Origin of the sequence: Mitsuaria sp. BK037 (genome assembly GCF_014193045.1) — a bacterium.
In the GTDB taxonomy this organism is placed as follows: Bacteria; Pseudomonadota; Gammaproteobacteria; order Burkholderiales; family Burkholderiaceae_C; genus Roseateles.
Window position 1 is genome coordinate 253,777 of the sequence record NZ_JACHYS010000004.1, and the last position, 25,736, is coordinate 279,512.

General features: G+C 71.3%; 21 protein-coding genes. 8 read left to right on the forward strand and 13 right to left on the reverse strand.

The window, feature by feature from the left end:
• Window positions 1–27 precede the first annotated feature (27 nt).
• Genes FHT37_RS22115 through FHT37_RS22125 form a run of 3 tightly spaced genes read right to left on the reverse strand, consistent with a single transcriptional unit; the run spans window position 28 to window position 3,088 of the window.
• Window positions 28–798, reverse strand: coding sequence for a LytTR family DNA-binding domain-containing protein (locus FHT37_RS22115; RefSeq protein ID WP_091720425.1), 771 nt, complete (start codon window positions 796–798; stop codon window positions 28–30).
• Window positions 795–1,910 carry a histidine kinase gene (locus FHT37_RS22120; protein WP_183484666.1) on the reverse strand — a complete coding sequence of 372 codons (1,116 nt, stop codon included), beginning with the start codon at window positions 1,908–1,910 and terminating at the stop codon, window positions 795–797. Before FHT37_RS22120 ends, FHT37_RS22115 begins: the two co-directional genes overlap by 4 nt.
• Window positions 1,907–3,088: a sensor histidine kinase gene (locus tag FHT37_RS22125; protein ID WP_183484669.1), complete on the reverse strand. Its 1,182-nt coding sequence runs from the start codon at window positions 3,086–3,088 to the stop codon at window positions 1,907–1,909. The genes FHT37_RS22120 and FHT37_RS22125 overlap by 4 nt, the downstream gene beginning before the upstream one ends.
• A gap of 111 nt (window positions 3,089–3,199) precedes the next feature.
• Between FHT37_RS22125 and FHT37_RS22130 the strand changes: the two genes are divergently transcribed.
• Window positions 3,200–4,048: an alpha/beta fold hydrolase gene (locus FHT37_RS22130; protein WP_183484673.1), complete on the forward strand. Its 849-nt coding sequence runs from the start codon at window positions 3,200–3,202 to the stop codon at window positions 4,046–4,048.
• 87 nt (window positions 4,049–4,135) lie between these two features.
• Here the strand turns inward: FHT37_RS22130 and FHT37_RS22135 are convergent, their stop codons facing one another.
• Window positions 4,136–4,501 (reverse strand): PilZ domain-containing protein, encoded by a 366-nt coding sequence (locus FHT37_RS22135; RefSeq protein ID WP_147241865.1) that lies wholly within the window; start codon window positions 4,499–4,501, stop codon window positions 4,136–4,138.
• Window positions 4,502–4,529: 28 nt separating this feature from the next.
• Window positions 4,530–4,958, reverse strand: coding sequence for a hypothetical protein (locus FHT37_RS22140; protein WP_091720446.1), 429 nt, complete (start codon window positions 4,956–4,958; stop codon window positions 4,530–4,532).
• Window positions 4,959–5,211: 253 nt separating this feature from the next.
• Here FHT37_RS22140 and FHT37_RS22145 point away from each other — a divergent pair, with 253 nt between their 5' ends.
• A complete protein-coding gene (locus FHT37_RS22145) occupies window positions 5,212–5,871 on the forward strand; it encodes a DUF1134 domain-containing protein (protein WP_255489907.1) in 660 nt (219 codons plus the stop codon).
• A gap of 14 nt (window positions 5,872–5,885) precedes the next feature.
• Here the strand turns inward: FHT37_RS22145 and FHT37_RS22150 are convergent, their stop codons facing one another.
• Window positions 5,886–6,536, reverse strand: a complete 651-nt coding sequence (locus tag FHT37_RS22150) for a hypothetical protein (RefSeq protein WP_141225187.1) — start codon at window positions 6,534–6,536, stop codon at window positions 5,886–5,888.
• Window positions 6,537–6,787: 251 nt separating this feature from the next.
• On the opposite strand from FHT37_RS22150, the gene FHT37_RS22155 reads away from it, so the two are divergent.
• Both FHT37_RS22155 and FHT37_RS22160 read left to right on the forward strand, forming a co-directional pair.
• The gene (locus tag FHT37_RS22155; protein WP_183484676.1) at window positions 6,788–10,582 is read left to right on the forward strand and encodes a ribonucleotide reductase N-terminal alpha domain-containing protein; all 3,795 of its coding nucleotides are present in this window, start codon (window positions 6,788–6,790) and stop codon (window positions 10,580–10,582) included.
• A gap of 144 nt (window positions 10,583–10,726) precedes the next feature.
• A complete protein-coding gene (locus FHT37_RS22160) occupies window positions 10,727–12,577 on the forward strand; it encodes a peptide-N4-asparagine amidase (protein WP_183484679.1) in 1,851 nt (616 codons plus the stop codon).
• Between the two features lie 85 nt (window positions 12,578–12,662).
• On the opposite strand, the gene FHT37_RS22165 is transcribed toward FHT37_RS22160, so the two are convergent.
• Both FHT37_RS22165 and FHT37_RS22170 read right to left on the reverse strand, forming a co-directional pair.
• Window positions 12,663–13,226: a hypothetical protein gene (locus FHT37_RS22165; RefSeq protein WP_183484682.1), complete on the reverse strand. Its 564-nt coding sequence runs from the start codon at window positions 13,224–13,226 to the stop codon at window positions 12,663–12,665.
• Between the two features lie 108 nt (window positions 13,227–13,334).
• Window positions 13,335–13,745 carry a hypothetical protein gene (locus FHT37_RS22170; protein ID WP_175538127.1) on the reverse strand — a complete coding sequence of 137 codons (411 nt, stop codon included), beginning with the start codon at window positions 13,743–13,745 and terminating at the stop codon, window positions 13,335–13,337.
• A gap of 483 nt (window positions 13,746–14,228) precedes the next feature.
• Here FHT37_RS22170 and FHT37_RS25725 point away from each other — a divergent pair, with 483 nt between their 5' ends.
• From FHT37_RS25725 to FHT37_RS22190, 4 genes are all read left to right on the forward strand, one after another.
• Window positions 14,229–16,214, forward strand: a complete 1,986-nt coding sequence (locus FHT37_RS25725; protein WP_183484685.1) for a methyl-accepting chemotaxis protein — start codon at window positions 14,229–14,231, stop codon at window positions 16,212–16,214.
• Between the two features lie 242 nt (window positions 16,215–16,456).
• Window positions 16,457–17,143, forward strand: a complete 687-nt coding sequence (locus FHT37_RS22180; protein WP_221211196.1) for a bifunctional 2-polyprenyl-6-hydroxyphenol methylase/3-demethylubiquinol 3-O-methyltransferase UbiG — start codon at window positions 16,457–16,459, stop codon at window positions 17,141–17,143.
• 92 nt (window positions 17,144–17,235) lie between these two features.
• Window positions 17,236–18,246 carry a VTT domain-containing protein gene (locus FHT37_RS22185; protein WP_183484688.1) on the forward strand — a complete coding sequence of 337 codons (1,011 nt, stop codon included), beginning with the start codon at window positions 17,236–17,238 and terminating at the stop codon, window positions 18,244–18,246.
• A gap of 52 nt (window positions 18,247–18,298) precedes the next feature.
• Window positions 18,299–18,877, forward strand: coding sequence for a hypothetical protein (locus tag FHT37_RS22190; RefSeq protein ID WP_183484691.1), 579 nt, complete (start codon window positions 18,299–18,301; stop codon window positions 18,875–18,877).
• Between the two features lie 16 nt (window positions 18,878–18,893).
• Here FHT37_RS22190 and FHT37_RS22195 read toward each other — a convergent pair whose 3' ends face one another.
• The 5 genes from FHT37_RS22195 to FHT37_RS22215 all read right to left on the reverse strand — a co-directional run bounded on the left by FHT37_RS22195 (window position 18,894) and on the right by FHT37_RS22215 (window position 25,491).
• Entirely contained in the window at window positions 18,894–21,206 is a 2,313-nt protein-coding gene (locus tag FHT37_RS22195; protein WP_183484707.1) for a diguanylate cyclase domain-containing protein, read from the reverse strand.
• A gap of 39 nt (window positions 21,207–21,245) precedes the next feature.
• On the reverse strand, window positions 21,246–21,497 hold the full coding sequence (locus FHT37_RS22200; RefSeq protein ID WP_183484710.1) for a cysteine-rich CWC family protein: 252 nt from the start codon (window positions 21,495–21,497) through the stop codon (window positions 21,246–21,248).
• Between the two features lie 22 nt (window positions 21,498–21,519).
• Window positions 21,520–23,070: a malonyl-CoA synthase gene (locus FHT37_RS22205; protein ID WP_183484713.1), complete on the reverse strand. Its 1,551-nt coding sequence runs from the start codon at window positions 23,068–23,070 to the stop codon at window positions 21,520–21,522.
• A gap of 29 nt (window positions 23,071–23,099) precedes the next feature.
• Window positions 23,100–24,110, reverse strand: coding sequence for a tripartite tricarboxylate transporter substrate binding protein (locus tag FHT37_RS22210; RefSeq protein WP_183484716.1), 1,011 nt, complete (start codon window positions 24,108–24,110; stop codon window positions 23,100–23,102).
• A gap of 103 nt (window positions 24,111–24,213) precedes the next feature.
• Entirely contained in the window at window positions 24,214–25,491 is a 1,278-nt protein-coding gene (locus tag FHT37_RS22215; protein WP_183484719.1) for a malonyl-CoA decarboxylase domain-containing protein, read from the reverse strand.
• Between the last annotated feature and the right edge of the window lie 245 nt (window positions 25,492–25,736).

Here is a 25,736-nt window from a genome sequence, read left to right on the forward strand (position 1 = left end):
TGATGCGCACTGCCTCGACCGCTGGCCCTACATCTGCCGGAAGAGGTGGGTATAGCTCTCCGCGACGATCAGCGCGTCCTCGCTCTCCTTGAGCTTGACCTGCATGCGGCCGCGGAAGTCGCGCGAGACGCCGGCCACCGCGGCCGCGTTGACCAGCGTCGAGCGGTGGATCTGCCAGAACTGCTGCGGATCGAGCTCGTCGACCAGCTCCTTGAGCGGCTTGCGGATCAGCGCCTCGCCCTGGCGCGTGGCGACGCGGGTGTACTTGTTGTCGGACTGGAAATACAGCACCTCGTCGACCGTGATCAGCTTCAGCGTCTGTCCGACCGACGCGTTGATCCAGCGCAGGAACTGCCGCTGCGGCAGCTTGCCGGCCTGGGCGCCGAGCTGGCTCAGCACCGCGCTCAGGTCCGCCGGCGGGCCCGCCATGCGCTGCTTGACGCGCTGGATCGCGGTGAACAGCCGCGCCGGCTCGAGCGGCTTGAGCAGGTAGTCGACCGCGCCCTCGTCGAAGGCGGACACCGCGTACTGGTCGTAGGCGGTGACGAAGACCACATGCGAGCGCCCCTGTACCTGCCGCGCGACGTCCAGCCCGGTGGCGCCGGGCATCTGGATGTCGAGGAAGAGCACGTCGGGCCGGCATTCCTGCAGCAGGCGCAGGGCCTGCACGCCGTCCGCGGCCTCGCCGACGATGACCAGCTCCGGCCACAGCTGCGCGAGCCGGTCCATCAGTTCATGGCGCAGCGTCTCCTCGTCCTCGGCGACGACGGCGGTCGGTGCGGCGGAATGAAGGCTCATGCGGGCAGCTCCAGCGTGAATTCGGTGTCGTCGGCATTGCTGCGGCATTGCAGCCGCGGCGGCGGCGCGCCTGGCGCGCGGTCCAGGCGTTCGAGGCGTTCGCCGAGCGCGCGCAGCGCGGTCTCCTCGCCGCACAGGCCGCCGCGGTCGAAGGACAGCCGCAGCCGCAGTCCGCCGCCGCTGGCTTCCTGGGCGCTCAGCCGCGCCTGGGTCGGCAGCCGCGCCGCGTCGCGCAGCATCAGCTGGGCCAGCGGCAGCAGCAGCATCGGCGGCACCGGCCGCGGGGCCAGCCAGGCGGACCACTCGGTCGACAGCGGCAGCGCGCCGCGCTGTCGGCCGGCCACCACGGCCAGGTAGCTGTCGAGCAGCGCCGCCTCGGACTCGAGCGTCACGCCGCGCTCGCGCAGCCGTGGCAGCGCCACCCGCAGATGGCGGATCAGGCGCTCCATCTGTTCCGGCGCCGCGGCATCGGCGCGCTCGTAGGCGCGCTCGATGTCGACCAGCGTGTCGAACAGGAACTGCGGCTCCACCTGCGCCTGCAGCGCCGCCAGGCGCGCGGCCACGGCGTCGCGCTGCATCGCGCTCTGCTCGCGCAGCAGCGCCTCCAGGCGGGTGCGGGTGCGACGGCGGCGCATCGCCATCTCGTACCAGGCCACCGACAGGCTGGCGGTGACGCAGATCGACAGGCACTCGCCGATGAAATTGAGCCAGCGGATGGGCTGGTGGGGCATCTCGCCCTTGCGCTCGCGCGCCAGGTCGGCGATCGATGGCCAGCCCAGCATCGGCATCAGCTGGTCGTAGAGCAGCTTGGCGAGCACCGCGCCGATCAGCACCGCGATGCCCAGCCGGGCGACGCGCCAGGGGCTCTCCAGCGCGCTGCGCGACGCCGGCAGCCAGGTGAAGAGGATGACCAGCGCCACCAGCAGCGGCGTGAGCATCTGGTTGGCGAGCGCCGACGGCCAGCGCGCGTTATCCATCACATAGAAGATCGACGACGCGTCCACCAGGCCGTAGAAGACGCCCATCAGCAGGAACCACGACAGCTCCTCGCGGCGCAGCGAGCGCCACGCGTGCCAGAGCTGGGCGGCGCGCTCGCGCAGGGCCTCCGTCATGGGAGCGCTCCGGCGGGCGTCGCCGGGGCCGCAGACGCGCCACGCGCCGCGCCGGCCAGCGGCACGCGCACCCGCGCGATCACGCCGCGCGGCTCGGCCGCCTCCAGTTCCAGCCAGGCGTCGCGCCCGAACATCGCCATCAGCCGCGCCCGGGTGTTGGCCAGGCCCACGCCGCTGCCGCCGCTGGCGGCGAAGCCCTGGCCGGTGTCGCGCACCTCCAGCAGCAGGCCCAGGCCGGCGGGTTCGCGCCGCGCGGTGATGTCGATGCGGCCGCCCTCGGGCAGCGGCGACAGGCCGTGCTTGATCGCGTTCTCGACCAGCGTCGGCAGCACCATCGGTGGCAGCGAGGTCGCGAACAGCGCGGCGTCGGCCTCGATGTCGAAGCGCAGCCGCTCGCCCATGCGCATCTGCAGGATGGTCAGGTAGCTGCGCGCCAGCTCCAGCTCCTGGCCGAGCGTCGACATGCCCTGGCGCATGCTGGGCAGCGCCGCCCGCAGGTAGGCGATCAGGCTGGCCATCATGTCGCGGCCGCGCTCGGGCGCGGTTTCGTACAGGCGCTTCACGTTGGCCAGCGTGTTGAACAGGAAGTGCGGCTCGATCTGCGCGTTCAGCGCGGAGAACTGGGCCTCGAGCTGCTGGGCCTGCAGGCGGTCGTGCTGGCGGGCCAGCTCGGCCAGCCGCGCCTGGGCGCTGCGCTCCTCGCGCACGCCGTGCAGCAGCGCGGCGAAGAAGCCGCCCAGCACCAGCCACAGCAGCGTGGTCGACAGTAGCCAGTCCCAGTGCAGCGGCGCGTCCGGCACGCCCAGGTTGGCGACCTGGAAGCGCAGCAGCGTGCCCACCGTCGCGCCGGCCGCGACCGCCACCGCCCGCAGCGCCAGCGGCCAGCGCACCCGGATCCGCGCGAGCAGCGCCTCCGCCAGCGCCAGCGCGGCCAGCACGCTGAGCGCGGTCAGCAGCGTCTGGCGGGTGAAGCGCAGCCACTCCATGAGCCAGTCGCCGACGCCATCGTCATGGGTGAGCCAGGTCAGCGAGCGCGCGCCCGCCATCGCCAGGCAGAAGTAGAAGGCCGCCGCGATCATGCGCAGGTTGAAAAGCTGCAGCGCGGCATCCCGCGCCGAACGGCGGGGCTCGGGCGGCGCGCCGGCGGGGCCGGTCGGGGACGGGGACGCATCGGACATGGGCGGCATTCTGGCCGCGGCGTCCGGGGCCCGCCAGCAGCCGTGCGACGAAGCCGCCCTGGGCCGGACGAGTCCGGCCTGCGGGGGGCGAAGGCGGCATACTCGCCGCCCATGAAGATCCATATCGGTAACGGCGCGCGACTCTTCGTCGACGTCGAGGGGCCCGGCCTGGTGCCGGACGGGGCGCGGATGCGAGAGAAGCCGACGCTGATCTGCATGCATGGCGGCCCCGGTTTCGACCATGCGGCGTTCAAGCCGGCCTTCAGCCAGCTCGCGGACCTGGCGCAGATCGTCTACTACGACCACCGCGGCCACGGCCGCAGCGATCCGCGACCGTCGTCGGAATGGACGCTCGACACCTGGGCCGACGACATCGTGCGCCTGTGCGACGCGCTGGGCATCGAGCGGCCCATCGTGCTGGGCCAGTCCTTCGGCGGCTTCGTGGCGCAGCGCTACATCGCGCGGCATCCGGGGCATGCGTCCAAGGTGATCCTGTCCAGCACCTCCCACCACATGGGCCTGGAGCGCAAGCTGGCCGCCTTCGAGCGGCGCGGCGGTCCCGAGGCCCGCGCGCTGGCGCAGGCCTTCTGGAGCCAACCGTCGCGCGAGACCTTCGAGGCCTACTGGTCCGGGGTGCGCCACCTCTACAACACCCGTCCGGCCGCCGACCCGGAAGCCAGCGGCCGCACGCTGGTGAACCTGGACATCCTGCTGCACTTCGTCGGCGGCGAGAAACAGGACCTGGGCCTGCTGCAGGGCCTGGAGCAGGCCCGCTGCCCGGTGCTGGTGATGGTGGGCGAGGACGACCCCGTCTGCCCGCTGGAGGACGCGCTGGAGATCCACGAGGCGCTGCCGCCGCAGTGGCGTCAGCTGGCGCGCTTCCCCGGCGTGGGCCACGGCGCATGGCGCGACGACCCGACCGCGGCCTTCGCGGTGCTGAGGAAATTCATCGCCGAGTGAACGGCGGTGTGGCTCCCTCTCCCGCTTGCGGGAGAGGGCAGGGGTGAGGGCCAGCGCCCGACGAAGTCCCGCTGGTCCCGTCGCCCCTCAGGGCGCCACCAGCGCCTTGAAGTCACGCTCGGCCAGCGCCGCGTCGCCCAGGTTGAGCTCGATGACGCGGCGCAGGTGGGTGATGCTCTCCAGGTCGATGCCTAGGCAGAGCAGCCCGGCGCGGTCGCCATTCACATGGGCGAGCTGCGCCGCCATCGTGATGCGCCCCTCGTGCGGCGCGAGCGGCAGGTCCAGCAGGCACAGCTCCCCGGGCTCGACGTCCGACGACCCCGGCAACAGCAGCAGCGCGCCCTTGAGCGACAGGTCCAGCACCTGCACCGGCAGGCGCTGCTCGACCGTCACCAGCTGCGCCGGCCCGGCGAACGCGATGCGGGAGAAATGACGGCGTTCGGCGGAGCTCATGGTGTCGCTCGGTGGGGGTGGCGCGAGCTCAGAGCTCGGCGTAGATGGTGCTCTTCTCGATGGCCTGGTGCAGGCGCGAGGGCGCCAGCGGCTCCAGGCCCATCGTCTCCAGCAGGTACCACGAGGCGCGCAGCAGCGCGGAGGTGGCCTGGCGGAGCTCGGTCGATTCGGGCGATTCCTGGCGGGCCAGCATCGCCTGCAGCTGCCGCGACTGGTTGTGCCCGGCGACTTCCGGCACCTGCGGCGGCACATGCTGCTGCGTCAGGCGGGCCAGCAACTGCTGGACCTCGTGGCCGTGCTCGGGCGATTGGATCAGGCGGGCCAGGTCGCCGAGCAGGCGTTCCCCGGCGGCTGCCAGCAACTGCGCGGAATGATCCGCGCCACCGGCGACGTAAAGCGCCGAGGCCATGTCCAGGTACTCCAGCGCGCGCGCCAGACGGGGCAGATCACTGCTCACTGCATGTCCTCCTTGATGCACTCTTGTCATGACTGCTGTTTGCATGCATCGCCGCTCCTTGTTGTGGATTCGGTCCCTCTCGACGGCGTGAGGCCGAGTGTATCGGGGTGCTGCCGCGGCGCGCACGCCGTTTGTCACGCCCGGGGGTAGCATCCATCGGTTCGTAGAGCGGGCACTGTGTTTGCCCGCCCGACCAGGAACGCGCCGGGCGACGCGATTGCCCGACGCCATCCAGACTTACCCGGAGATCCGCATGAATCGCCATGACCGCCAAGACTTTTCGACCGAAGGTCCGATGGAGCTGAACGAAGCGCCGAGCGCGCCAGCGCGACGCGACGCGCTGGGCCGCCTGGGGCGGTACGCCGCCGCGGGGCTGGTGTTGCCGCCGGGCCTGGCGGTGTTCCCCGCGCTGGCGGCCGAGGGCGAGGACGACACCTACGACCAGGATTCGGTGGTGCATGCCGCGACCGAGTTCTTCGGGGAGACGACCGAGGGCCTGGCCAAGGTGATCGAGAAAGCCTTCAAGGAGCAGGGCCGGCCGAACGCCTACATCAAGGGTCAGGAAGCCGGCGGCGCGATCACCGTGGGCCTGCGCTATGGCGAAGGCCAACTGCTGATGAAGCGCGGCGGCGGCGGGATGGTGTACTGGGCCGGACCGTCGGTGGGTTTCGACCTCGGCGCGAACGCGTCCAAGGTCTTCACGCTGGTCTACAAGCTGCCCAAGGCGAGCGCGATCTACCGCCGCTTCCCCGGGGTGGACGGCAGCCTGTACTACATCGGTGGCGCGGGCATCAACTACCAGCGCGCCGACGGCATCACGCTGGCGCCGATCCGGCTGGGCGTGGGCCTGCGCGCCGGGGCCAGCGTCGGCTACATCCACTACCGGCGCGAGAAGACGATCAATCCGTTCTGATCGACCGGCGTCGCTCAGCCGGTGCGCAGCGGCGCGCCTTCGCGCTGGCTGCGGGTGAGCGCCTGCTCGGCGCGGGCGAGCAGGCCGCTGCCGGTGTCGCCCGGCCCGCGCCAGGCGGTCAGGCCCATGCTGAGCGGACCGGCCGTCGGCTGCTGCTGCATCCAGACCGCGCGGAAGCGCTCGCAGACCTTGCGCCCAGTGGGCAGGTCGACGTCGTGCAGCAGCATCAGCATCGCCTCGCCCTGGCCGAGCGCGAGCACGTCCTGCGCGCGGCACTGCTGGCGCAGCATGTGCGGCAGGGCGCCCGCCGGCGCGCGCGCGGCGGCCAGCGCCACCAGGCACCAGGCCATGTCGGGGGAGCGCTGCTCCTGGCGCTCGACCAGCCGCGCCAGCAGCTGATCGCGCGATGCCAGCGGCGAGGAGACGCCGGCCTGCACGGCCAGCGCATGGAAGCGTTTGTAGTGGGCCAGGGCGATGTTGAAGTCGCCATGGGCCTCGGCCAGCGCGCTGAAGGTCTCCTGCATGGGCGCATGGTCGTCGCCATGGACCTTGCGCAATTCATCCAGGCGGGAACGGGCCGCGTCGAGCTGGCCGTCGAGGATGAGACGGTGGGCATCGGCGCAGCCTTGTTCCAGATCGCCCAGGGTGCCGGGGCTGGACCGCAAGACCTTCTCGGGAGTCATATCACCAAAGAATAACGTCCGATATCCGACCATCCCATGGGGGCTAACCAGCGGAGACGAGGCTGAAGACGCATCAAACCGTGTCTGCGCCGCAAGTACGCGCTTACCGGAGGACACGCGGTTGACGGTTCCGTGACGTGGCGGCGAGGCCGGGATGACGGATTCGTGGCCTGGGGGAGACGGGCCGGCCGGGGCGGGACTAGGATGGCCCGCGTCGTTCGATGGAGACCCGCATGAGCCAGCAGCCCGCCCCCCAGCACCTGTCGCCGCCGGTTCCGGCCGCCTCGCCCCTGCAGGCCACGGTCGACACCCTGCCGCCGCAGGACATCAGCGCGGAGGTGCTGCTCGAGAAGTACGCCAAGGACGGCGAGCGCAGTCTGGACGAGGTCCGGGCGCGGGTGGCCCGGGCGCTGGCCGCGGCGGAGTCGCCGGAGCAGCGCGCGCACTGGGAGGCGAAGTTCCTCGAGGCGCAGCGGCGCGGCTTCGTGCCGGCGGGGCGGATTGCCTCGGCGGCGGGCACGGCCTTGTCGGCCACCTTGATCAACTGCTTCGTCCAGCCGGTGGGCGACGCGATCGCCGAGGAAGAGGACGGCCACCCCGGCATCTACACCGCGCTGACGGAAGCGGCGGAGACGATGCGGCGCGGCGGTGGGGTGGGTTACGACTTCTCGCGGATCCGGCCGCAGGGCGCATATGTCAAGTCGACGCAGTCGAGCGCATCCGGCCCGATCAGCTACATGCGGGTGTTCGACCGCAGCTGCGAGACGGTGGAGTCGGCCGGCTCGCGGCGCGGTGCGCAGATGGGCGTGCTGCGCTGCGACCACCCGGACATCGAGGCCTTCATCCATGCGAAGGACCAGGGCGACCTGAAGAACTTCAACATCTCGGTGGGTGTGACCGACGCGTTCATGGAGGCGGTCGAGGCCGATGCCGACATCGAGCTGGTGCACAAGGCCGCGCCCGGCGCCAAGCTGCGCGCCGCCGGCGCGACGCAGCGCGCCGACGGGCTGTGGGTCTACCGCCGGATGCGGGCCCGCAAGCTGTGGGACCAGGTCATGCGCTCCACCTACGACCACGCCGAGCCGGGCGTGCTCTTCCTGGACCGGATCAATGCGGACAACAACCTGCATTACTGCGAGTCGATCAGCGCGACGAATCCGTGCGTGACCGCGGAGACCTGGGTGCTGACGGGGGACGGACCGCGCCAGGTGGCGGACTTGATCGGGACGCCGTTCCTGGCGATCGTCGATGGCAAGGCGTATCGGACGGAGTCCGCGGGTTTCTTCCCGACCGGGGTGAAGCCGGTGCTCGCGCTGAAGACGCGTGAGGGCCACGCGCTGCGGCTGACGGCGAATCACTTGGTGAGGAGAGTGCTGAAGCGGCGAGGCGATACCGTGGACCTGGACTGGACAGCCGCGGGCGCGCTCCAGCCAGGTGACGAGATCGTGCTGCACGACCATCGCGCGTTTGCCGGATGGAGAGGGACTGCCATCGCGGATGAAGAGATCAAGGCGCTGGCCAATGGTGTTGCCGTCGCTGCAGGCGGGGGCGGCGTCCCCCGGTCGGTCGAAGCGGCGGCGTCCGTGGCGCAGTCTGCCTACTTGCGCAGTCTTTTTGGCGAATCGGCAGCGGTGAGCGCCGCACCGGCAGTGACGCTGCGATCGCTGGACCATTTGCTCGTGCAGGACGTGCAGCGGATGCTGCTCCGATTCGGTGTTGCGTCGACGAGGCGAACCGTGGACGGCCAGGCCACGCTCCTGATCGCGGATGACAACCTCCAGCTCTTCGCCGATCGTATCGACTTCGCGGACACGGCCAAGGCTCGGCGGCTGGCCGAGCGCCTGGCGGCGCAGAAGCGGCGTCCCAACCGGGAGCGCTTCGTCGCCACCGTCGCCTCCATCGAGCCCGATGGCGTCGAGGCCGTCTACGACGTGACCGTCGAGCACGTCCATGCCTTCGACGCGAATGGCCTGATGGTCCACAACTGTGCCGAGCAACCCCTCCCTTCCTACGGCTGCTGCTGCCTGGGATCGATCAACCTGACGACCTTCGTCAGACAGGCCTTCACCTCGCAGGCCAGCTTCGACGAGGCCGAGTTCACCGACATCTGCAAGACCGCCACCCGCATGCTCGACAACGTGCTCGACGTGACGCCGTGGCCGTTGCCGCAGCAGGCCCGCGAGGCCGCCAACAAGCGCCGCGTGGGCCTGGGCTTCACCGGGCTCGGCGATGCGCTGGTGATGCTGGGCCTGCGTTACGACAGCGACGCGGCTCGCGCGATGGCGCGGCGCATCAGCGAGGTCATGCGCGATGCCGCCTATGAGGCCTCCGCTGACCTCGCGCTCGAGCGCGGCGCCTTCCCGCTGTTCAACGCGGATCTCTATCTTTCGGGCGGCAACTTCGCCTCGCGGCTGCCGCCGTGGCTGAAGGACAAGATCCGCGCGCAAGGGCTGCGCAACTCGCACCTGCTGTCGATCGCGCCGACCGGCACCATCTCGCTGGCCTTCGCCGACAACGCGAGCAACGGCATCGAGCCCGCGTTCTCCTGGAGCTACACCCGCAAGAAGCGGATGCCGGACAACAGCTTCAAGGAGTACGCCGTCGAGGACCATGCCTGGCGGCTCTACCGCCATCTCTTCGGCCCCGACGCGCCGCTGACCGACGCCTTCGTCACCGCGCTCGAGCTGCAGGCCGCCGATCACGAGGCCATGGTCGCGGCCGTCGCGCCGTGCATCGACACCTCGATCTCCAAGACCGTCAACGTGCCGGCGGACTATCCTTACGCCGATTTCCAGGACCTCTACCGCTGGGCCTGGCAGAGCGGCCTGAAGGGGCTCGCGACCTATCGGCCCAACAGCGTGCTCGGCGCGGTGCTGAGCGTCGAGCCGATCGCCAAGCCCGAACCGCTGAAGGCGGACACCGGCCCGAATCAGCGCCTGCGCGTCGAGCGGCTGCCCAAACCGGTGCTGGCCTCGCTGCGCTGGCCGAGCCGGCCCGAGATGCCCGGCGGCAATCCCGCGTGGTCGACGATGATCCGCCACCCGCATGGCGACTTCGCGCTGTTCGTCGGCGAGTTGCCGGCCGAGGGGCCCGACGCCGGCCTGTTCGGCCGCACGCTGCCCTTCGAGGTCTGGGTTAATGGCGCGGAGCAGCCGCGCGGGCTCGGTGCGATGGCCAAGACCTTGTCGATGGACCTGCGCGCCAACGATGCCGCGTGGCTGCGGCTCAAGCTCGACGCGCTGGCCACCGTCGCCGAGGAGCGCGCCTTCGAGATGCCGATGCCGCCGCTCGGTGAGCCGCGGCTGTTCCCGGGCGTGGTGGCGGCGACCGCCGCGGTGATCCGCTGGCGCTGCGAGCAGCTCGGCGCGCTCCAGGAAGGCGGCCCGACGCCGGTGCTCGACGCGATGTTCTCGCGCGAGGAACCGCGCACCGGCACGGCGGGGACGCTGGCGTGGGCGGTCGACGTCGACAACCCCGCGACCGGCGAGCTGTTCACGCTGACGCTGAAGGAGGTCAGCCTACCCACGCCCGATGGCGGCAGCGTCACGCGGCCGTGCGCGATGGGCTTCTCGGGGAACTATCCGAAGGCGCTGGATGGATTGGCGCGGCTGCTGTCGCTGGACATGCGCGTGCTCGATCCGGGCTGGATCGGCATGAAGCTGCGCAAGCTGCTGAATGTGGGCGAGCCGCTCGGCCACTTCATGGCGCCGGTGCCGACGCTGTCGGGCGAGCGCAGACAGCAGGTGTGGCCCTCGACGGTGGCCTACGTCGCGCGGCTGGTGATCCACCGCTACGCGATGCTGGGCGTGCTCGACGAGAACGGCTATCCGCTCGTGGACATGGGGCTGATGCAGCAGGCGCCGCTGAAGGTGGGCAAGGCGGGCGCGGTGGCGCGTTCAGCGTCGGAGGCCGGCGGCATCGTCGCGATGGCTGGCAAGAAGTGTCCCGAGTGCGGGAACTCGACGCTCATCCATCGTGATGGGTGCGAGTTCTGCACCGCCTGCGGGTTTGTGGGGCAGTGTGGGTAACAGGCTTGACACACACCGACGCACAAGCCCCGTCTTGGTGAACCCTGGACGACAGACGCTGCCTTTCGGCGTGGCACAGGTCTTGCGCCCGATCCCTGGTCGCCTGACGCGCGACCTTCTTCGTCATTGACCTGGATCTTCCCGATGTCCTTCTTCCTTCCGTCCCCTTCGGCGCTTCGAGCGCCCCGGCAGCGCCGGTTCCTGCACGCACTCGCCGTGTGCGTGCCCTTGTGTCTGCTCAGCGCCTGCGGCGGTGGCCGCGACGCCGCCGCCCCGCCCCCGGGCGATCTGGTGGCCGTGGCGGCGTTCGCGCCGGCCGCGAGCGCCGCTGGTGTCGTCGTCGCCGATGCGCCGCTGCCGCGGCCGACGACCGCGGCCTGCACGGTCAAGCTGTATGACGGCATGAGCTTCCAGGGCTTCGACGCCCACTCCTTCGCCTATGCCGGCGCGGGCGCCTGCCCCGGTCCCTGGGCCAAGGTGGTGCTGGAAGCGGACTTCGCCGTCAACGCCGGCCGCCAGTTCGACCGTACCGCCTTGATCTCCATCGGCGGCATCAACCTCTACGCCGGCACCACGCAGGAGCCCTCGGCCAACGTGGCGCCGAGCTGGCATGTCGAGCGCGACGTCACCGACTACGCCAAGGCCCTGACCGCCTCGGCCGATGGTTTCGTGCGTCTGGACAACGTTGTCGACACGACCTACACCGGCGTGCTGACGGGCTCGGCGCGGCTGGTCTTCTATCCGGCGGGCAACTCGGCCGATGCGGCCAGCACTCGGGCTGCGGACCTCGTGATCCCGTTGGCGGGCGACCTGAAGACGGGCGATCCGGCCAATCTCAAGTCCGCGGCGGATGCGCTGCAGCGCACGATGTCGCTGCCCACGAACATGGTGCGTCTCTATCTGGACGTTCAGGCGGAGAGTCAGGGGGGTGACGAGTTCTGGTACACCTGCGTGCCCGACGACCAGGCGCAGGTCCTGCAGAGTTGCGGCGGCGGCAGCTTCCGCGAAGTGCTGGTCCGCATCGACGGGCAGCCGGCCGGCCTGGCGCCGGTGGTGCCGCGGGTCTATACCGGCGGCGTCGATCCGGGCCTGTGGCGGCCGACGCCAGGCGCGGAGACGCTGTCCTTCGTCCCCTCGCGCGTGGACCTCACCCCCTTCGCCGGTGCGCTGAGCGATGGCACGCCGCACACCGTGGCCATCTCCGTGCAGGGCGCGCAGGATCACTTCGCGGTCGTCGGCAGTCTGCTGGTCTACCAGGACGCCGCCGCGAGCCAGACCGGCGGGGCCCTGAGCAGCAACACGCTGGCGAGCGCGGCGCTGGCGCCCCCCGTCACGAGCAACGGCATCACCACGGCCGCCGACAGCAGTATCGGCGGCACGCTGGGGGTGACGGCGGCTCACAGCTATGCGGTCACGGGCTACGTCAACACCTCCAACGGCCGCGTCACCACGACCGTGCAGCACGACCTCACGTTCAGCAACCAGCAGAAATTCAATATCGCAGGCGCCATCTACCGCCAAGCGCTGACGCAGAGGACCACCAGCACGGCCACCGTCACGACGGAGGGCAGCGGCCGCCGGACCGTCGACCGGATCGCGTTGAGCTACCCGCTGGACATGGACTACACCTATGACGGCGACAAGAACCGGCAGGACGCCACGGCCGCGCAGGACTTCCGCACCGACGTGTCCCGCACGGTGAACGGGGGCGATGCCTTCCACAGCGCGTTCAGGAACACGCTGGCCGTCAAATCGGCGCTCCTCTTCAGCAGCACCGGCGGTCCCGCGCAGCGTGGGGGCGAGGAGGGCAGCCAGACCGTCACCTACGAAGACAGCCTGGGCAGTTGCTACCAGCGCAGCGTGGTGACGGCGGCCAATGTGCTCGCCTCCTTCCAGGACGGCGCGGGCTGCACGGGCGGCAACCGCCTGAACTGGCTGGCCCAGCCGGATGGCGCGCCGGCGCAGGCGCTGCTGGGCCGCATCTCGGAGCCTTGAGGCACAAATGCCCGCTCCCGGCCGACGCTGGGGGTGGGCGGCGAAGGCGCCTCTGGCCGGTGTCGCGTCGCGCCGGCCGGCGCTCTCAGGAGCGCAGATCCTTGCCGTGGAATGCGCGCTCGAACTCCATGAACGCCGACGGCGAGTCATCCCTGACTTCCAGCCGCGAATCCGTGTAGAACTCGGAGCGTCGGTCGGGCGCGTCGCCATGGAGCGGGTCGTCGGACCGGCGCAAGACGGCCACCGCCATCTGCGACCGCAGGGTCGCGAGCACGGGATCGGACCAGTTGCTGACGAGGGCTTCGAACTGCTTCAGCGCCTTCGCGATCACTTCCACCGGCAGATCGTTCAGCGCTTCCTGGCCACGGGCCGCCAGTGCGCGCTCGACGTAGCCGAGATGACGCATCACCCGCCGTGTCTGGCGATGCGTGTCGAGCAGTTTCTTGAGCGCGATGCCGGTGGCCTTCTGCGCCTCGAGGGCGCTGCTGTCCGGCGGCGACGGCTCGGGCGGAGGGGCCGCCACGCGGATGCCGATACGCCGGCCCTTGCGCTCCAGGCGCACGTCGGTCGAAAGGAGCCGGGCCATGCGGCGGAAGGGCGCCGCGAGCAAGGCGACGCCTCTGAGGGAGGCCAGGCGGGACGTGGACATAGGCGGCGGAGGATCCCAGACCCCCCACCGCGAGTCAGCACCAATTCCTAACGGCCTCTCGCGATGCCGTCGGCAACGCGAACTAGCTCACCAAAAGGACCGCGGCGCTCAGGCCGGGCCGGGCTTCTCGCCGTCGGGGGTCTCCGACGCAGGCGCGGGCGGCGAGCCAGCAGCCTTGCGCTGGGCCTTCTCTTCCTTCTTCTTTTTCTTGGCGAGTTCGCGTTGACGTTTCTCGTACTGGTAGTTCGGGGTAGCGATGGTGGCCTCCGTGAGGTTGGGGGTGATCGAGGAGCCTGAGGACGACTCGGCGAGGGCGCGAACGCGGACGATCTCCTGACGGTGGATGTTGGCCCCGGTGGTCGTGAGACGCAAATTGCCACCATGCCATTCCAGCCAGTCCAGATCCACCAGCCGGTCGATCAGCTGTTCGGGGATCTCGCTGGCCTGGCGTCTTTGCAGGGCATCGACACTTTGGCGCAACGACACCCGGAGCTCGTCGAGGGTTTGGGGGACAGGCATGGAACACCTCCGCGCGTGTCGCGCCGCGACATGCGGCGCGAACAGAGTCGCCAAGCAATCAAGGCGAGGGCTTGCACGGCGTCCGTCGGAGGAAAACCAGGCGAAGACTTCGGGATGACAGGCTCACGGTCTATCGGGCGATCGTAGCGCAGCGGCACGGACGCTCGTTTCGCGCCCGCCAACCCCCTCGCGATCCCCGTGTCAGGCCCCCCGGGCCGCGCTCCCGAACGACACCGTGGACGACCATTCAGACGAGAAGGCGAGCCCCCGATCTCCCGGGCCGTGACACCGATCACGGTGCTCCTCCCCTCGTTCGCGGGGGCCGGCCCCCCCCTTCCGTACTGCGTCACGCTCGTCCGAAGTGGTGATATCGGCAGCGACGATTTCAAAAATATCATTTCATCAACCCATGCCGCCAGACTGATCGGCCGCCCACCGCGACCGCCCGCGCCTCCCGGCGCCGCTTGTCTCAAGAGCAGATCCATGAATGGTCTTTCCATCAAGAAGCAGCTGTCGTTCGCCTTCGCCGCGCTGGTCGCGGCGGTGATGCTGGTCAGCGTCGTCGCGCTGCGCGGCCTCGCCGCCGCCGATGCGCGGTTCGCCGGTTTCGTGCACGGCATCGATGAACGGGAATCGATGGCCGTCGACGTGCGCATCGCCGCCAACCGCCGCGCCATCGGCGTGCGGGACATGGTGATCGTCAAGGAGGCGGCGGACGTCGAGTCCGCCCGAAAGATGGCCCTCGACGCCCACTCGGCGATCGGCGAGCACCTGCGCAAGCTCAAGGACGCGGTGGCCGCCGCGCCTGACGCCAGTCCCCGCGAACGCGAGTTGGTCGCGCGTCTCCTGGAGGTGGAGGGGCGTTATGGCCCGGTCGCGGCGAACATCGTCGAGCTGGCGTCCTCCGGCCGGCGCGATGAGGCGATGACCGCCATGACCCGTGACTGCCGCCCGCTGCTGGCGGCGCTGCTGGCCGCCACACGCGAGTACGTCGACTTCGCCGCCCGTGCGGCCGACGAGGAGATCGCCGCGTCCACCGCCCAGTACCAGGCGCAGCGCTGGTGGCTGACGCTGCTCAGCCTCTGCGCCGTGGCGGCCGCCTGCGGCCTGGGCTGGCTGATCACGCGCCGCCTGATGAGCGCGCTTGGCACCGAGCCGGCGCAACTGGCCGACGCCGCCCGCCGCATCGCCGACGGCGACCTGCGTCCGGTGGAAGGCGCCGCGCAAGCGCCGGCGGCCAGCGTGCTCGCCTCGATGGGGGCGATGCAGGGTCAACTGCTCGCGCTGATCGGCCAGGTGCGGGGCTCCGCCGAGCAGATCGCCGACGCCAGCACCCGCATCGCGCAGGGCAACAACGACTTGTCGTCGCGGACCGAGGAACAGGCCGCGGCGCTCGAGGAGACCGCCGCCTCGATGGAGCAGCTCAGCGCCACGGTGCGCCAGAACGCCGACAACGCCCAGCAGGCCAACCAGCGGGCGCGCGAGGCCAGCGAGGTCGCGACCCGCGGCGGCGAGGTCGTGGGCCAGGTGGTCGACACGATGCGCGGCATCCATGAGAGCAGCCGCCGTATCGCCGACATCATCGGCGTCATCGACGGCATCGCGTTCCAGACCAACATCCTGGCCCTCAACGCCGCGGTCGAGGCCGCCCGCGCCGGCGAGCAGGGCCGCGGCTTCGCCGTCGTCGCCGCTGAGGTCCGCAGCCTGGCGAGCCGCTCGGCCGGTGCCGCCAAGGAGATCAAGCAGCTCATCGGCGACAGCGTCGCCCGCGTCGAGTTGGGCAGCGGGCTGGTCGACCAGGCCGGCGCCACGATGACCGAGGTGGTCGGCGCGATCCGGCAGGTGTCGGACATCGTCGGCGAGATCAGCGCTGCCAGCGTCGAGCAGAGCGCCGGCGTCGCGCAGGTCGGCGAAGCCATCACGCAGATGGACCGCGCCACGCAGCAGAACGCCGCGATGGTCGAGGAGAGCGCCGCCGCGGCGGACAGCATGAAGCGCCAGGCGATCGACATGGTCGGCGCGGTCGCGGTGTTCCGCACCGATGGACAGCCGCCGCGCCCCGCGCAGCCCGTGCAGGCAGTGCAGCGGGACGGGCAGGAGAAACCGGCCTGGCAGGACCGCCAAGTGCGGCCTGGTCACCAGTTCCCGCAGGCGAAGCAGTTGCCGCGCGCGCTCGAGGCGAGCCGTCCTGCGGCCATCACGTCGCCAGCGCCCGCGTTGCGCCGCGACAACCCGCGCGCCGAGCCGGCACGGGCAGCCCCGGTGACGTCGTGGGTGTCACGCAAGCCCGCCCCCGCGCCCGTGACGGCAGCGGCGGCGAACGCGGTCATCCGTGTCGTGGCCGCCACGGCGACCCCGGCGAGACGGGGCGCGCCGGCGCCCGAGTTGCTGGTGGTGCCGACGAAACCGGCCTCTCGCAAGATCGCCGAGCCGGTCCTCGCCGGTGACGACGACTGGACGAGCTTCTGACCGGCGAGCCCGCCCTCGCGCGGCGCGAGCCAGAGTGATCGCGGCCGGCTCTGCGACCTCCCAGGCGAGCGCGACCATGCTCGGCGGGAGCTGCAGCCCGCGAGCTGCAGCCCCGCAGGCACCGGCCCGCGAGCCGTTAGCGCCTCGGGACTTTCCTGTCCCGAAAGCAAAGGATGTTGTCGGCGGCCGGGCGTGACTATGCTGCCCGCACCGCCGCGGTGCCTGCCGCCAAGGAGACGCCCATGCCGGCCGCCCATTCCGCCAGTCCGCTGGTTCGCATCGATTACCCCCACATCGCCCGGCGCGAGATGCTGGCCTTCCTGCCGCCGGACTGCCTGCGGGTGCTGGACGTCGGCTGCAACACCGGCGCGTTCGGCGAGGCGGTCAAGACGGCGCGCCCCGGCACCGAGGTCTGGGGCGTGGAGCCCGACGCCGGCGCCGCCGAGCGCGCCGGCCAGCACCTGGACCGCGTGCTGCAAGGCTATTTCGACCCGACGCTGCCGCTGCCCGAGGCGCACTTCCACGCCATCGTCTTCAACGACGTGCTCGAGCACATGCCCGATCCCTGGGCCGCGCTGAACCACGCCGCGCCGCTGCTGGCGCCCGGCGGCGTGGTCCTGGCCTCGCTGCCCAACCTGCTGCACCTGGACACGATCTGGCCGCTGCTGCACGACCGCGACTTCCGCTACGAGCGCTGCGGCGTCCGCGACCGCACCCACCTGCGCTTCTTCACTCGCACCAGCGCGATGAGGATGTTCGACGAGTGCGGCTACGAGGTGCTCAGCGTGCAGGGCATCAACGAGCAGTGGTACACGCCGTCGATCAAGCGGCGGCTCGCCTTCCGGCTGTTCGGGCGGCAGCTGGAGGAGACGAAGTACGTGCAGTTCGCCTTCGTCGCCCGGCCGGCGCCGCAGCGGCTGGCGTCCTGAGCCGGCGGGGCGCGCGGCGTTCGCGCTATCGCCCAATCGCCCAATCGCCCCACCGCCGACCGGAGTCCTCGCCAGCCGCGACAATGCGCCGCATGCGCGCCCTGATCGACCTGCTGATCCAGCACGACTTCCTGCTCGTCTTCCTCGTGACGCTGGCCGCGCGCATCGGCGCGCCGCTGCCGGCGGCGCCGCTGCTGGTGGTGGCCGGGGGGCTGGCGGCGGCGGGGCGGCTGTCGGCGCTGTCGCTGGTCGTGGCCGCGGTGCTGGCCAACGTGCTGGGCGACGCGATCTGGTTCATCGCCGGGCGCACCCATGGCCACCGCGTGCTGCGGCTGCTGTGCCGCGTCTCGCTGTCGCCGGACGTCTGCGTGCGCCAGAGCGAGAGCCTGATCGCGCGCTGGGGCGGCAGCTCGCTGCTGGCGGCCAAGTTCCTGCCCGGCATCTCGGTGGTCGCCGCGCCGATGGCCGGCGCGCTGGGCATGGGCTGGCGGCGCTTCGTCGCCTACGACGCCGTCGCCGGCCTGGTGTGGACGCTGTGTTTCCTCGGCCTGGGCCTGGTCTTCAGCGACCAGATCCAGGACGTGCTGGACGCGCTGTCCAACGCCGGCCTGCTGGCGCTGGCGGCGCTCGGCGCGGTGCTGTTGCTGCTGGTGGGCAACCGCTGGCGCCGTCGCCGCCAGATGGCGCGGCTGCAGGGTGAGGTCGAACGCATCAGCGTCGAGGACGCCGCCGCGCTGGTCGACCAGGACATGGCGCCGCTGTTCATCGACGTGCGCAGCGACCCCGGTCGCGCCGCCGATCCGCGCACGCTGCCCGGCGCGCTCAACATCCCGCTGACGCGCCTGCCCGACTACGCCGACCAGTTGCCCCACGACCGCCTGCTGGTCTTGTACTGCAACTGCCCGAACGAGATCTCCGCGGTGCAGGGCGCCCACGAACTGCTCCAGCGCGGCCATGCGCGGGTGCTGGCGCTGGACGGCGGCCTGGACGGCTGGCATGCGCTGCAGCGCCGCCGCGGCCGGGATCGCGGCGACAGCGGCGACGGCGATGCGGTCGATCCGCCGTCCTCGCCCGCGCCGACCGCCGCGCCGGCCGTCCCCTGATCTGAGGAGGGACGACGGCCGGGGCTGGCGCGCCGCTTGCATACTCGCTCCCATGACCGTCGCTGCCCTGCCTGCCGCCGTCCCGGTGCTCGCGCCGACCATCCTCGACCTGGAAGCCTCGGGCTTCGGTCGCGGCAGTTATCCGATCGAGATCGGCTTCGTCGAGCCGGGCGGGCTGCCGTTCTGCTCGCTGATCCAGCCGGCGCCCGAGTGGTCGCACTGGGACGAGCAGGCCGAGGCGCTGCACGGCATCTCCCGCGAGCTGCTGCTGCGCCATGGCCGGCCCCGCGAGTGGGTCGCGGACGAACTCAACCGGCGCCTGGCCGGGCAGACGGTCTATTCGGACAGCTGGGGCCACGACTACAGCTGGCTGTCCAAGCTCTTCGACAGCGCCGGGCGGCTGCCGCGCTTCCGTCTCGAGGACCTACGCCGGCTGCTGTCCGAGGACGAGGCCGGCCGCTGGAACGCGGTGCAGCAGGAAGTACGCGCCGAGGCGCAATTGCGCCGTCACCGCGCCAGCGCCGACGCCAAGGTGCTGCAGATGACGCTGATGCGCCTGAAACACGGCGCTGCGACGCCGACGGCGGGCCTGAACGGCCGCGATCCGGCCGACTTCGGCCAATGCGGCTGAGCCCGCTCCTCGGCGGTCAGCCCCGGCTTGCGGGCGGCGTCTCGCCGGACGGCCCGAGCCGGTCGGCGCAGAGGCTGCCGTTGGACCGTCCCCGGCCCGCGCGCTTGGCGCGGTAGAGCGCCTCGTCGGCGCGGGTGACGAGGTCGTCGATGTCGGCCTGCCGGGCCCATTCAACGCAGAAACCGACGCTCGTGCCGATGTGGAGCTCCAGCGCCCCGATGCGGAACGGCATCGTCAGCGCATGCACCAGCTTGTCGGCGACCACCTGCGCGTCGACGGGCCGGGCGACGTGGGTCAGGAACACCGCGAATTCGTCGCCGCCGAGGCGGGCGACCAGGTCCTGCGGCCGCAGCGCATGCCGCAGCCGTCCGGCGACGGCCTTGAGCAGCGCGTCGCCGACCGGGTGGCCGTGCTCGTCGTTGACCGGCTTGAAGCGGTCCAGGTCCAGGTAGAGCAGCGCCACCAGCTCGTCGCGGTCGACCGCCCGGCCCAGCGCGGCGTGCACCTGCGACGCGAAGCCGGCCCGGTTGAGCAGTTCGGTCAGCGGGTCGGTGTTGGAGGCGCGCAGCAGTCGCAGCTGTTCCTGCTTCACGTCGGTCACGTCGCGCGCCACGCCGTAGGCGCCGAGGATGGTGCCGTCGTCGTTGAGCAGCGGCGCATAGGTGAGCTCGACGTAGCGGGTCTCGCCGCGATCGTCGCCGTCCAGCGGCATGGGCCGGCTGACGCCGTCGTCGTCGCGCATCTCCACCACGCTGGTCTCGCCCGCGAAAGCGCGCTGGATCAGCGGCTGCACCGCCGGGTAGAGCTCGTCGAAGACCTCGGACGCATGCCGGCCCAGCCAGGACCGCTCCGGGATGTCGAAGCGGCGCTCGAAGGCCTTGTTGCAGAACAGCACCCGTTCGTCGGTGTCGACGGCCAGCATCATGACGTTGACGCTCTGCGCCATCGCGCCCATGACGGCCTGGCTGCGTTCGCGCTCGCGGCGTGCGGCCAGCTCGGCGCTGATGTCGGCGAGGGTGCCGGCATGGGCGACGATGCGGTCGCCCAGCCGCATTGGCCGCATCCGCAGCCGCACCAGCAGCGCGCTGCCATCGCGGCGGATGAGCTGGTGCACGCGGTCCACCGGCTCGCCGCGCGCGACCAGCGCCGCCCATTGCGCGCGCGTGGGCTCGCGCTCGGCCGGCGGCAGCCGCTCCAGCCAGCCCCAGGCCAGCGCGTCGCGGTCGACCTCCAGCAGGCGCAGGTAGGTCTCGTTGGCGTAGACGGTGCGGCCGGCGAGGTCGCAGCGGAACAGCCCCATCGGCGAGGCGTCGGCGGTGGCCTCGCTCTCCGCCTCGCGCAGCCGCGCGCGCTGCTGCAGCCGGGTGAACCAGGCCATCAGCCCGACCGCGATCGCGCTGATGACGACCGAGAAGACCAGCACCGCGCGGCGCTGCTGCAGGTAGCCGGCGAGGATGCGGTCGCGCTCGAAGGAGACGAACAGGCGCAGCGGATAGTCCTGCAGCATGCGGTAGGAGACGATGCGCTCGCGGCCGTCGGCCGGGCTGCGGGTCACGATGAACTGGCCGCTCGCCGGTGGGTGGGGCGGCACCACCTCGTCGCCGGGCACCTCGCGCAGGTTGCTGCCGATCAGTCCCGGCACCTCCGGCCAGCGCGCCATCGCGATGCCGTCGTCGCGTTCCAGCAGCACGGCCATGCCCGAGCGCATCGAGCGCGCGCGGTAGCTGCGCAGCAGCGCTTCCAAATCAATGAAGCCGACGGTGGCGGTGAAGGGGCCGGCGGGCGCGCTCAGCCGGGTGGCCATCGGCATTACGAAGTGGGCACCCGGTCGCAGCCGCAGCGGCGCGCCGACGATGACGCTGGGCCCGCCGGGCCGGCCCAGTTCCGACAGGAAGCTCTTCGGGCCGAGGTCCACGTAAGGCTCGCCGGTCACCGAGGGGATGCGCCACAGGCGGCCCTCCGGGCTGGCCAGCATCACGTCGGTCAGGCCGCGCGAGTTGTCGCGCAGCGAGTCGGCCAGCAGCGACACCGTCGCGTCCAGGTCCTGCCGCTCGTTGCGGCGCGTCATCAGCAGCAGGTCCAGCGTGCGCAGGCTGCCCTCGGTCTCGCGCAGCAGCTGCTCGGTGTCCTGCGCGGCGTTGAGGGCGATCGCATGCAGGTCCTGCTGGAGGTCCTCGACCAGCGAGCGCGGATACAGCAGCGCGAACCACAGCACCAGCGCCCACATCACCACCAGCACCAGGCCCAGCGCGAGGAAAGGGCCGTAGACCAGCAGGCGCCGCATCCGCAGGCGCTCGGCGACCGACTGGCTGAACAGGGAAGGGGCCATCCGCGGCATTTTGGACGCGCGGCGCCGGGGTTCAAACGCTCAGAAAGGGGGCACCGGCGGCCCTGTTCGGGGCACGTCAGGCACATGGCTGCCGGGGTCGTCGCGGGCCAGTTCCGTGAGGCATTTCAGGCACAGGCATTGCCCGGGCCAGCGCGCCGCCAGGTCGCGCTTGAGGTCCTCCCCCAGGCGCGTGCCGAAGCAGGCGCACCAGCCGTCCTCGACGCCGCAATGGAAACCGCCGCCGCAGCGCGGGCAGGCGGTGTTGTCGAGGAGCGGTGGGGGCGTGCTCATGGGGCGGGATTGTCGGCCGATGTCAGCCGAACAGCGCCCGATGCCGGTCCCGCAGCAGGTTCTTCTGCACCTTGCCCATCGCGTTGCGGGGCAGCTCGGTCTCGACGAACACCCGCTTGGGGACCTTGAACCCGGCGATGCGGTCCTTCAGCGACGCGATCAGCGTCGCGCCGTCCAGCTTGGCGCCGGCGCGCGGCACGACCACCGCGATCACGCCCTCGCCGAAGTCCGGGTGCGGCACGCCCACCACCGCGGACTCCGCCACGCCCGGCAATTCGTTGAGCCAGCCCTCGATCTCGGCCGGGTAGACGTTGTAGCCGCCGCTGATGATCAGGTCCTTGCTGCGACCGACGATCGTCACGTAGCCCTGCTCGTCGCGGCGGCCGACGTCGCCGGTCTTGAACCAGCCGTCGGCGGTGAACTCCTCCTTCGTCTTCTCCGGCATGCGCCAGTAGCCGGCGAAGACATTCGGCCCGCGGACCTGGATGTGGCCGATCTCGCCCTCGCCAGTGCTGGGGCAGGGCGCGCCGGCGTCATCGACGACGCGCAGGCCCACGTCCGGCAAGGGGAAGCCCACCGTGCCGCCGCGGCGCGGGCCGTCCTCGGCCCGGTAGGGGTTGGAGGTCAGCATGACGGTCTCGCTCATGCCGTAGCGCTCCAGGATGGTGTGGCCGGTGCGGCGCTGCCATTCCTGGAAAGTCTCGATCAGCAGCGGCGCCGAGCCACTGATGAAGAGCCGCATCCGCGCGCAGGCGTCCGCGGTCAGCGTGGCCTGCTCGAGCAGGCGCACGTACAGCGTCGGCACGCCCATGAACAGCGTCGCGTCGGACAGGCGCGCGATGACGGCGCGCGGCTCGAAGCGGTTGAACCAGAGCATGCGCGCGCCGGCCAGCAGCGCGCCGTGCGACGCGACGAACAGGCCGTGCACATGGAAGATCGGCAGCGCATGGATCAGCACGTCGTCCGCCTGCCAGCCCCAGGCATGGCGCAGCACCTCGGCGTTGGACAGCAGGTTGCCGTGGCTGAGCATCGCGCCCTTGCTGCGCCCGGTCGTGCCGCTGGTGTAGAGGATGGCGGCCAGGTCGTCCGGCTGCTTCGCCGCCACCTGGTGGCTGTCGGGCATCTGCACCGCGCGGTCCAGCAGCGTGCCGCTGCGGTCCTCGTTGAGGGTGAACACCCAGGGCACCTTGGCCTGGAAGGCCAGCTTGCTGATCCAGCCGAAGTGCTTGCCCGCGCAGACCACCACGGCCGGTTCCGCGTTGCCGATGAAGTACTCGAGCTCGGCCGCCTGGTAGCCGGTGTTCAGCGGCAGGTAGACATAACCGGCGCGCAGCACCGCGAGGTAGAGCAGCAGCGCCTCGACGCTTTTCTCGGTCTGCACCGCGACACGGCTGCCGGCGGGCAGGTCCAGCGAGTCCAGCAGGTTGGCGATCATCGCCGTGGCGCGGTCGATGTCGCGCCAGCTGTAGCGCTGGCCGGCATCGGGGCCGTCGGCCAGCTCGATCGCGCAGGCGTCCAGGTCGTCGGAGAAGTTCGCGCGCAGTGCCGCGAAGAGATTGGCGTTGGGTGTCATGTCCGTCGGCGGGAGTCAGGCAGGGAGCATCAATCCAGTTTCGCACCGGAGCGCTTGACCACGTCGGCCCAGCGCACCACCTCGCCATGCACGTACTTGCCGAAGGCGTCGCCGTAGAGGTTGGGCATCTCGGTGCCCAGGCCGGTCCAGATCGTCTTGAGCTCCTCGGTGGCGAAGGCCTTGCGCAGCTCGGCCTGCATCGCGGCGACCACCTCCTTGGGCGTGCCCTTGGGCGCCCACAGGCCGTACCAGGTCGAGACCTGGTATTGCGGGATGCCGGCCTCGACGGCGCTGGGGATGTCGGGGAAACCGGGCGCGCGCTTGGCCGAGGCCACCGCCAGCGCCTTGATGCGGCCGCCGCGGATGTGGGCCGCCGACGAGCCCAGGCCGTCGAACATCAGGTCGACCTGGCCCGCCATCAGGTCCTGCAGCGCCGGACCGGCGCCGCGGTAGGGAATGTGGGTGATGAAGGTCTGCGTCTGCAGCTTGAAGAGCTCGCCCGCCAGGTGGTGGGAGGTGCCGTTGCCGGCGGAGCCGTAGTTCAGCTTGCCGGGGTTCTTCTTCAGCAGGTCCAGCAGGCCCTTCACGTCGGTCGCCTGGACCTTGCCCGGGTTGATCACGATCACCTGCGGCACGCTGGAGATCAGGCCCACGGGGACGAAGTCTTCCTCCAGCTTGTACTCGAGCTTCGGATACATGGCCGGCGCGATCGCGTGGTGGACCGCGCCCATGAAGAAGGTGTAGCCGTCGGGCGCGGCCTTGGAGGCGAGCGTCGCGCCGACGGTGCCGCCGGCGCCGCCCTTGTTGTCGATGATGAACTGCTTGCCGGTCTGCTTGGTCAGCACCGCGGTCAGCGGCCGCGCGAAGGCGTCGGTGCCGCCGCCGGCCGGGAAGGGCACGACGATGGTGACCGGCCGGCTCGGCCATGCGCCCTGCGCGAAGGCCGACGGCGCGAACGCGGCACCGAAGGCGCTCGCGCCGACGGCGGCCAGGGTGGCGGCGCCGAGCACGCGGCGGCGGGACGGGGAAGTCGAAGTCATGGCGGTCTCCTCTGGGCCTCTGCGGGCGGTGGTGTCGTGATGAAGGGCAGGCGATGGGGGGAAATCGGGATGTGGCATCGGTGGGGGACGGCGCGGCGCCGGCTCACAGCAGTCCGCTGACGGCGCGCGCGGTGGCGATTTCCCCTTGGGTGAAGGCTTCGTGGTGCTCCTCGATCCGGTCGAGGTCGTACAGGTAATTGACCATCATCCCGTGCGACTGTTTCAGCCCCTTGGCGGAGCGGTCGCCCCCGGGGTTCAGGCGCTCGAGCCGCGCGCCGTTGTCCAGGTGGAAGCGCGCGACCGGATCGCCGCCGGGCAACGGCGTCTGGCCGATCAGGTAGACGGCGGCGAGCTGACGCAGGTCGGCCTGCAGCGCCTCGTCCTCGAGCGCGGCCGGCCCCGCGAGCGCCGCGGCCGTGTGGTGCCGCACGCGCTCCAGCGCCTGCGCGGCGCGCTCGCGCTGCGCCGGCTTGAGGCCCGCCAGCTCCTCCAGCGACGACAGGCCCTGCAGCCAGGCGGCGAAGCCGGGCAGCGGCGACAGCGTGCAGAACTGCTTGATCCGCGGCAGCTCGCGCTTGAGGTGCTCGGCGACGCGCTTGATCAGGAAGTTGCCCAGCGACACGCCGCGCAGGCCCGGCTCGCAGTTGCTGATCGAGTAAAAGACGGCGGTCTTGTAGCTGCTGGCCGGCAGCGGCTCGGCGCGCTTGGCGATCAGCGGCGCGATCGCGTCCGGCATGTCCGCCAGCAGCGCGACCTCGACGAAGATCAGCGGCTCGTTGGGCAACTGCGGATGGAAGAAGGCGAACAGCCGCCGGTCCGGCAGCAGGCGCCGGCGCAGGTCGTCCCAGCCATCGATCGCATGCACCGCCTCGTGGTGGATGACCTGCTCCAGCAGCCGCGCGGGGGAGTTCCAGTCCACCTGCCGCATCTCCAGGAAGCCCGGGTTGAACCAGGAGGACAGCAGGTGCAGCAGGTCGGCGTCGACCATGCGCCAGTCGGGATGGGCCTTGAGGCCTTCCAGCAGCCGGCGCCGCATCCGCACCAGGGTGCCGGTGCCGCCCGGTGCCCGGTTCAGGCGCCGGAACAGCTCCTGCCGCGGCGGTTCGCTGAGCTCGGTGAGCGCGCGCAGCGTCTCGGTGCCGGGCGCGTCGGCGTAGGCCTGCGCGGCGCGCAGCACGGCGGCCGGCTCGGGATTGAAATCGGCGGCCAGCTTGTCGAAGACGGCCGGCCAGGCGGGCGCGGGCAGCGCGCCCATGCGGCCGATCAGGTCCTGCGCCAGGCCCAGGCTGTTGGCCTGGCCGCGCTCGGACAGGAGCTTGCGCGCCAAGGCCAGCACCTGCCTTGCCGCGCGCGCCGAAGTCCAGGAGTCCACGATGGCCATGAGGGCGGTTTATAGCTGGATCGGCCGCGACGCGGGCAGGCCGCCGCCTCAGGGAATCCCCAGGGCGGGCGTGCGGGTGGGATGGCCCTCGCACCGCCGGGCCGGCTGCTACATTGCCTCGCATCAGATCCGAGGCGGCCTCACGCGGTGGCGGCTCGACCCGGACACGGCCCCGGAAACGGCCCCGAACACGGCCCCGGACAGGGCCCCGGACAGGGCCCGGACGCTTCGCCCAGGAGCGGCCT

Excerpts from the sequence above, each read along its gene's own strand:
- FHT37_RS22125 (WP_183484669.1), bottom strand. The coding sequence starts at position 3,088 with ATGTCCGATGCGTCCCCGTCCCCGACCGGCCCCGCCGGCGCGCCGCCC.
- FHT37_RS22210 (WP_183484716.1), bottom strand. The coding sequence starts at position 24,110 with ATGACTTCGACTTCCCCGTCCCGCCGCCGCGTGCTCGGCGCCGCCACC.
- FHT37_RS22185 (WP_183484688.1), top strand. The coding sequence starts at position 17,236 with ATGCGCGCCCTGATCGACCTGCTGATCCAGCACGACTTCCTGCTCGTC.
- FHT37_RS22145 (WP_255489907.1), top strand. The coding sequence starts at position 5,212 with ATGAATCGCCATGACCGCCAAGACTTTTCGACCGAAGGTCCGATGGAG.
- FHT37_RS22215 (WP_183484719.1), bottom strand. The coding sequence starts at position 25,491 with ATGGCCATCGTGGACTCCTGGACTTCGGCGCGCGCGGCAAGGCAGGTG.
- FHT37_RS22170 (WP_175538127.1), bottom strand. The coding sequence starts at position 13,745 with ATGCCTGTCCCCCAAACCCTCGACGAGCTCCGGGTGTCGTTGCGCCAA.
- FHT37_RS22160 (WP_183484679.1), top strand. The coding sequence starts at position 10,727 with ATGTCCTTCTTCCTTCCGTCCCCTTCGGCGCTTCGAGCGCCCCGGCAG.
- FHT37_RS22155 (WP_183484676.1), top strand. The coding sequence starts at position 6,788 with ATGAGCCAGCAGCCCGCCCCCCAGCACCTGTCGCCGCCGGTTCCGGCC.
- FHT37_RS22190 (WP_183484691.1), top strand. The coding sequence starts at position 18,299 with ATGACCGTCGCTGCCCTGCCTGCCGCCGTCCCGGTGCTCGCGCCGACC.
- FHT37_RS22130 (WP_183484673.1), top strand. The coding sequence starts at position 3,200 with ATGAAGATCCATATCGGTAACGGCGCGCGACTCTTCGTCGACGTCGAG.
- FHT37_RS22180 (WP_221211196.1), top strand. The coding sequence starts at position 16,457 with ATGCCGGCCGCCCATTCCGCCAGTCCGCTGGTTCGCATCGATTACCCC.
- FHT37_RS22135 (WP_147241865.1), bottom strand. The coding sequence starts at position 4,501 with ATGAGCTCCGCCGAACGCCGTCATTTCTCCCGCATCGCGTTCGCCGGG.
- FHT37_RS22115 (WP_091720425.1), bottom strand. The coding sequence starts at position 798 with ATGAGCCTTCATTCCGCCGCACCGACCGCCGTCGTCGCCGAGGACGAG.
- FHT37_RS22120 (WP_183484666.1), bottom strand. The coding sequence starts at position 1,910 with ATGACGGAGGCCCTGCGCGAGCGCGCCGCCCAGCTCTGGCACGCGTGG.
- FHT37_RS22205 (WP_183484713.1), bottom strand. The coding sequence starts at position 23,070 with ATGACACCCAACGCCAATCTCTTCGCGGCACTGCGCGCGAACTTCTCC.
- FHT37_RS25725 (WP_183484685.1), top strand. The coding sequence starts at position 14,229 with ATGAATGGTCTTTCCATCAAGAAGCAGCTGTCGTTCGCCTTCGCCGCG.
- FHT37_RS22165 (WP_183484682.1), bottom strand. The coding sequence starts at position 13,226 with ATGTCCACGTCCCGCCTGGCCTCCCTCAGAGGCGTCGCCTTGCTCGCG.
- FHT37_RS22200 (WP_183484710.1), bottom strand. The coding sequence starts at position 21,497 with ATGAGCACGCCCCCACCGCTCCTCGACAACACCGCCTGCCCGCGCTGC.
- FHT37_RS22195 (WP_183484707.1), bottom strand. The coding sequence starts at position 21,206 with ATGGCCCCTTCCCTGTTCAGCCAGTCGGTCGCCGAGCGCCTGCGGATG.